The sequence below is a fragment of the Leptolyngbya sp. FACHB-36 genome (assembly GCF_014695955.1).
Lineage (GTDB): Bacteria > Cyanobacteriota > Cyanobacteriia > Leptolyngbyales > Leptolyngbyaceae > FACHB-36.
In genome coordinates, this window is the sequence record NZ_JACJPG010000437.1 from 1 (window position 1) to 6296 (window position 6296).

Below are 6296 nucleotides of genomic sequence, written 5' to 3' on the forward strand. Positions count from 1 at the left end.
GAGGTGGGGATACCTTTCACGATCGCCTCCAACGCCGCCGAGGGAATTGGCTCAACAATCTGGACTTCATGCACACCGTCGTCGTCTTTGATGAAGCAGGTCGCTAAACCCATCACCACATAATCATCCGTAGAAATATCCGGAGCGTTGGAGATAAGAGGTGCAGTCGTCATAAGGAAATTATCGATGAATTGTGGTCTGGTAATTGATGAGTCGCTGGGTTGCATTCTACCAACTTCGGAGTGGCACCGTCCGATCGACCCTATTTACTAAAGCGATTCCATTTCAGAAATTGCAGCTTGTCACGCTGTAGATCTTCTAGAACCCATCGTGGAGAAGCAACTGCTCATCGATGTGCAATTAAATACTTGCTAAGTGCGGATCTACCGCTCTTAACAAAATCTGACTCTAGACACATCAGCAAGTGCCACATCGATAGAGCCCCTTCTCTGTGAAACTTCCTACTCTTAATTCGTAAGCCCAGTGAGTTTGGCATGAGCACCCGCATGTTTCCACGCAACCAAACCAGCACATCACCTCGCCCCTTCTCAGTCGTTGCTGCTAGCGTTTCTAACGGTTGCAGCCGCCAACCGCGATCGCTATCCCACTCGGCGAAGGTTGCGACGAACCCCTTGCTGTCGGCATCCGACTCAAGGCGTCTGCTGCGTCAACAAGCGCTTACCCGTGCCAAGCAGGGTCGGTATGACGACGCGATCGCGCTGTTTGACCAATTAATCGAACAAGACCCCGACAGCGCCAGCCACTATAGCAACCGCGGGTTAATGCACTTTCAGAACGGTCAACCGGAGCGCGCTTTAGCCGATTACAACCAAGCAATTCAGCTCGACCCCCAACTGGCAAAAGTTTACAACAACCGAGCAAACTGCTACGCCGCTTTGGGAAACCACGAAGCCGCGATTGCTGACTACGAAACTGCGATCGACCTCGATCCTGCTAACATCCACGCTTGGATCAATCAAGGCATCACGTTCCGCGAACTGGGACAGTTTGAGCAAGCGATCGAAAACTTTGATTTAGCGCTGCAAGTTAACCAACTCCTGAGCGTCGCTGAGACTGCCGAAACGCCCACTCAACTAGAAGGGCACATTTATGCAGAGCGCGGTCGTGCCCATCACCTAGCGGGCGACTGGAACTACGCCGTTGCTGATTATCAGCGCGCGATCGCTGGACTTTCCCACAGCTCTGACTCTACCTCAGTGTCTCGACGCTTGCGATCGCAGGTTCAGGGTTGGCTACAAGAACTACTCGGTTCTCTCTGCGCCTAATGCTTCGAATGCCTAAATAGCGCCGTTTCAATAGCCACGTACGCGAGCCGATACAACAGGCTTAGCGGGTTTAACGACGGCTACACTCTTTGGCTCCTGCCAGATAATCTGCCGCTGCTGCGCGTCTACGCGGTTGCTTTGCTCCTGCATGATGGCACGCGCTTGGTAGGGGTCAAAGTAGCGCGTGAACTGCCGCTTCGATTTCTGGAGCCGCACAGCCGATGACTGTACGGCAGCATGAAGCTCCTGCAGCTTTGCTTCTTGGGATGTTCGGTACGGAAGTAGCTGCACCAGCGCGACGATCGCCGCTGAGGATAACGCCAGATTCACGGTCAGCTTAATGGTGGCTTCAACGGTGACCGATCGGTGAGGATTCGGGCGAGGTTGCGAAGCCGTTCGGGAGCGTCTGAGTGGTTCAGGGGAAGAATTCGGTCGAAGTGCATACATGGTAATCGGTCCGCTCCAACAGCAAGCAAAACAGGAGAAAGGGCATCTGGCGAGCAACCCTTCGCGTCGTCAATTTGAACTAGTCCATTAAAGTCAACGCGGCCTAAATTGGCAACTACTTAGCCAGATTTTTTTCAAGACCCGTTTAGAAGGCAGAAAGCCTGTCTCGGCGATCGACTTTAGGCTCCCGGTGGTTTCTTGAAGAAATACCCGAAAGATTCTAGAGCCAGACCGACAAAACAGGCTATCTCTACAACGTTACGAAACGATGCTATTTGTAAAGCTCAGTCGCTAAACGAAAAGCCAGAACGCCTGGGATCAGCGCTACGACTAGTGCGACAAAGACTTGAGTATCCGATATTGACATGTCAAAACTCCTTGCGGTAGGGTTTATCGTTCCTCAATGTGCGCTAAAACGCTGGTTTCTGGAATACTTTTGTTACAAGTTGCAATAGTTGAGTACGTGCGACGTGAACGTGGGGGAATAAATGGATCGAGTGTATGGATAACGATCGGATGATGAATATTAAGACTCCTGACGGCTGAGTCTCTACTTCTCACCCTCTTTCTGTTCTCACTGAACTGTTAGGCTTGGTAAAGTAGTCATCGTTTTGAGACGGTGATTACTTTAAGCCGTCCTGAGTAGGCACTACTGCGATAACACCGTTGATGCTAGATACCTTTCTGAATTCTTCTGATTTTGGCCTTGAAACGCTGCTGCTGCTGCCCGTGCTGATTTCCCTGGAGGCAGTGCTGTCGGCAGATAATGCGATCGCCCTTGCTGCTCTAACGCAAGGCTTGCAGGATCCTAAGCTTCAGCAGCGAGCGCTAAACATTGGATTGGTGCTTGCCTACGTGCTGCGGATGACGCTGATTTTGACGGCGACCTGGGTGATGAAATTCTGGCAGGTTGAACTGGCAGGGGCACTTTACCTACTGTGGCTGGTGGTACAGTACTTTACGTCTAGCTCCAACGAAGATGGAGAGCGATCGCACCACGGTCCTCGCTTTACGTCGCTCTGGCAGGCAATACCAATGATTGCGATTACGGATCTGGCATTCTCCCTTGATAGTGTCACGACTGCAATCGCAATCTCGCAGGAAATTTGGCTGATTCTGCTGGGCGCAACGATCGGCATCATCACCCTACGATTCATGGCAGGATTATTCATTCGTTGGTTAGATGAATTTGCGCATCTGGAAGATGCGGGGTATATCACAGTTGCTCTAGTCGGTCTGCGACTTCTTGTACGGGTTATCAACCCTCAACTAGTTCCTTCTGAGTGGCTGATGGTTGGCATGATTGCACTCATCTTCGCTTGGGGGTTTTCCGAGCGAACCCAACCGAACTTGGAAGTGGCTGCCGATCCAGTTGAAGCCGAAGAGTCCGCAGAAGTGAAGAAGTAGAGGCAACGCGTTGAGGCAAGAGTCTGACGTAAATAGACCACACGCTGATCAATGAACTGGATACGGACTCTCACAGACGTTTTTCTTCCCATTGATTAGGTCGGAAAAAACTCAAGAATCCTACGCTTCTGCATCAGAGGCAAGTTAACTAAAAAGGTTTCTGGAAACAGTCCGCTGTCTTCGACTTGGTTCAGGCAGCGGATTTGTTTAGCAAGCGGTTACGTCTTTTGACTCCGCTCAGGGCGCGATTGTAACTATTCGTACAGTCAATTACCTCTTAGCTTTAAAGAAAATTGCGGCAGCCTTGCTAACTTAGCTAAGGGGATTGCCGCAATCCAACGTTGCTCAAAATTTCTGCGGGGTCGCCTAGGAGCGCCCTCTACCCTACTCTACTCACTACTCGTGAATCCATGCCATTAGGCTGGGTTGCCAGTTAACCAGTTCCTCGTCCTTGAACCAGAGGCTAATTTCCTGCTGGGCGGTTTCTGGCGCATCAGAGCCATGAATTAAGTTGCGTCCTACATTAACGCCAAAGTCACCGCGAATCGTTCCCGGTTCTGAGTTCAGTGGATTGGTTGCGCCGATGATTTTACGCGCCGAGGCAATTACGCCCTCGCCTTCCCATACCATTGCTACCACCGGACCGGACGTGATGAACTCGACCAAGCCGCCGAAAAACGGGCGATCGCGGTGCACGCCGTAGTGGGTTTCTGCCAGTTCACGGCTGACATTCACCAGCTTTAAGCCAACCAGCGTGAATCCTTTCGTCTCAAAGCGGCGGACGATTTCGCCGATGAGTTTGCGCTGTACGCCGTCAGGCTTGATTGCCAAAAATGTGCGTTCCAAAGCGAGCTCCTACCTGTTCCACAAGTTTTACCACGTCCAGATTAGCTGAAAGTGTGGGGTGACGATCGTCATAGCAAAAGTCGTGACGATCGCGACTCCAGGAATTGGGAGTTTGCCGTTAGAATTTTCTCAATAAGAATTTTCGGTGAGCTGAGCACTACACCCACGCGGTGTCAGTAGGAGAAGCGCGATGGAAAACATTCTTGATGAAGCGTTGCAAGCGAGTGACCCCTCTTGCTCAGAGCCAGCGTTGCCCCACTGGTCATCGCCCAACTCCTCGCGGATCTGGCAGACACTGCTTCAAGGTGTAGCAGAAGCGACTCGCGTGCTGTTAACGAGCTGCGATCGCGTGACGGCGATTAACCAAGCACTCGCAATTTTGGGGCAGGTCACGCAGGTCGATCGCGTGTATATCTTCGAGTATCATCCCCACCCAGAAACGGGCGAACCTGCCATGAGTCGCCGCTTTGAGTGGGTTGATGCCGGAATACTGCCTCAGCTGGCAAATCCGCTGCTGCAAAACTTTTGCTACGGCAGGTACGGATTGGAAGACTGGCAGCGAGTTGTCGAGTCCAACCACTCGGTGAGCGTTATAATCCGCGAACTGCCCGGAATGCAGCGGCAGCTATTTGAATCCTTCAAAATTCAGTCGATGCTGCTGGTGCCGATTCCAGTCCACGGGAAGCTTTGGGGCGTGATGGGCTTTAGCGACTGCCACACCGAGCGGCAGTGGTCGCCAGATGAGGAAGCCGCGCTGATGACGCTGGCGGCGACGCTGGGCGGAGTGGTGGCGTATCGGCAGCTATCGGCGGCGCTCGACTGTGACGCCCATCGCGATCGTCTCCTGGGAGAAATGGCGCAGCGAATTCGGCGATCGCTGGACTTGCAGCAAATTCTAGATACAACCGTGGCAGAGGTGCGCGAGTTTCTGGGGGCCGATCGCGTGCACATCATTAGCTTTGATTCGTCCAAAACTATGGTGCTGGCAGAGTCGGTGGACGATCGCTACCGCTCAATTCGCGAGTGGACGCCGCTGGCGGATAATCACGTGGAATTGATCGAAGCCTATTTTGTCCACGGCTGCATCGATGTAATCAACGATTCGGCGGGGGTAACGCTGCCGCCAGTCATCGCGCAAGATTTTGTGGATTTTCAGGTGCGGGCAGGGATTGCTGTTCCGCTCACGGTCACAGAGCAGTTGTACGGGTTGCTGGTGGTGACTCAGTGTACAGGACCGCGCGAGTGGCAGCGCTTTGAAATTGATTTGCTGGAGCAGTTGTCTACTCAAGTGGCGATCGCCATTCAACAGGCAAAACTTTACGAAGAACTTCGATGTCTCAATACAGACTTGGAGCAGCAAGTCGAGCAGCGCACGCAGGAATTGCGCCAGCAGTACGCGGAACTGCAAGACTTGCAAGCGCTAAAAGACGAATTTCTGCATGCCTTTTCGCATGACTTACGGACGCCTGTAATGGGGACGCTGCTGGTGATGTCGAATTTGCTTAGAAAGCAGACAGATTCCACGATCGCGGTGCCCCGTGCTGTTTTAGAGCGCGTAATCCACAGTGGTCAGCACCAGTTAAGCCTGATTAACTCGCTGCTAGAGGCGCACTCTAGCGATGTGCGAGGAATTACGCTGCACTACGAGCCGCTGCATCTCCACAAGCTGATCCAGGCGATCGTCGGAGACCTCGATCCGCTACTACTAACCAACCAGGCAACGCTGGTGAATCGAGTTCTCGCCACGCTGCCACCTGTGACAGCCGATCCGCTACAGTTGCGCCGCGTGTACGAGAATTTGCTCACCAACGCCTTAAATCACAATCGACTGGGGCTGGAATTAGTTTTGGATGCGACGATCGAAGACGATATGCTGCGCTGCATTGTGCAAGACAATGGCGCTGGTATGGAGGCAGACATGCGCGATCATTTGTTTGAGCGCTACGCACGCGGCAGTCGATCGCAATCGACGGGAGTTGGTTTAGGTTTGTATCTCTGTCGGCAAATTATCACCGCTCATGGGGGACAAATTGGCGTAACCGGCGATCCGGGTGCTGGATCGAGGTTTTGGTTTACGCTGCCGCTGGCAGGAGCGGTCAGTAAGGAGTAAGAAATGACGGTTGAGTCTTGAATTCTAGATTTAGGCTTCAAACAGCCGTCTTATCCCTCTCGCCAAATGGCATCGGCAACTCGACAGACATCGCGCAGCTCTCGTACGTCATGCACGCGCAGAATGTCTGCACCGCCCGCGATCGCCGCGCAGCAGGTTGCTGCGGTGCCCCACACGCGCTGCTTTGGGTCGGGCTGATT

The 6296-nt window shown here is 52.9% G+C and carries 6 protein-coding genes and 1 pseudogene; 3 read left to right on the top strand and 4 right to left on the bottom strand.

The window, feature by feature from the left end:
* The first annotated feature begins 494 nt into the window (after positions 1-494).
* Positions 495-1286 (top strand): tetratricopeptide repeat protein, encoded by a 792-nt coding sequence (locus H6F43_RS12415; protein WP_199290316.1) that lies wholly within the window; start codon positions 495-497, stop codon positions 1284-1286.
* A gap of 27 nt (positions 1287-1313) precedes the next feature.
* Here the strand turns inward: H6F43_RS12415 and H6F43_RS12420 are convergent, their stop codons facing one another.
* Both H6F43_RS12420 and psaM read right to left on the bottom strand, forming a co-directional pair.
* Positions 1314-1733 carry a hypothetical protein gene (locus H6F43_RS12420; protein WP_190343068.1) on the bottom strand — a complete coding sequence of 140 codons (420 nt, stop codon included), beginning with the start codon at positions 1731-1733 and terminating at the stop codon, positions 1314-1316.
* A gap of 271 nt (positions 1734-2004) precedes the next feature.
* Positions 2005-2100: a photosystem I reaction center subunit XII gene (gene psaM, locus H6F43_RS12425; RefSeq protein WP_015187266.1), complete on the bottom strand. Its 96-nt coding sequence runs from the start codon at positions 2098-2100 to the stop codon at positions 2005-2007.
* Positions 2101-2402: 302 nt separating this feature from the next.
* On the opposite strand from psaM, the gene H6F43_RS12430 reads away from it, so the two are divergent.
* Positions 2403-3140: a DUF475 domain-containing protein gene (locus H6F43_RS12430; RefSeq protein WP_190343069.1), complete on the top strand. Its 738-nt coding sequence runs from the start codon at positions 2403-2405 to the stop codon at positions 3138-3140.
* A 396-nt stretch (positions 3141-3536) separates the two neighbouring features.
* On the opposite strand, the gene ndk is transcribed toward H6F43_RS12430, so the two are convergent.
* The gene (ndk, locus tag H6F43_RS12435) at positions 3537-3986 is read right to left on the bottom strand and encodes a nucleoside-diphosphate kinase (protein WP_190343070.1); all 450 of its coding nucleotides are present in this window, start codon (positions 3984-3986) and stop codon (positions 3537-3539) included.
* 190 nt (positions 3987-4176) lie between these two features.
* Here ndk and H6F43_RS12440 point away from each other — a divergent pair, with 190 nt between their 5' ends.
* Complete coding sequence (locus H6F43_RS12440) at positions 4177-6096, top strand: GAF domain-containing sensor histidine kinase (RefSeq protein ID WP_190343071.1); 1920 nt, start codon at positions 4177-4179, stop codon at positions 6094-6096.
* Positions 6097-6146: 50 nt separating this feature from the next.
* Here the strand turns inward: H6F43_RS12440 and H6F43_RS12445 are convergent.
* A pseudogene (locus H6F43_RS12445) lies at positions 6147-6296 on the bottom strand (dihydropteroate synthase); the annotation flags it as partial.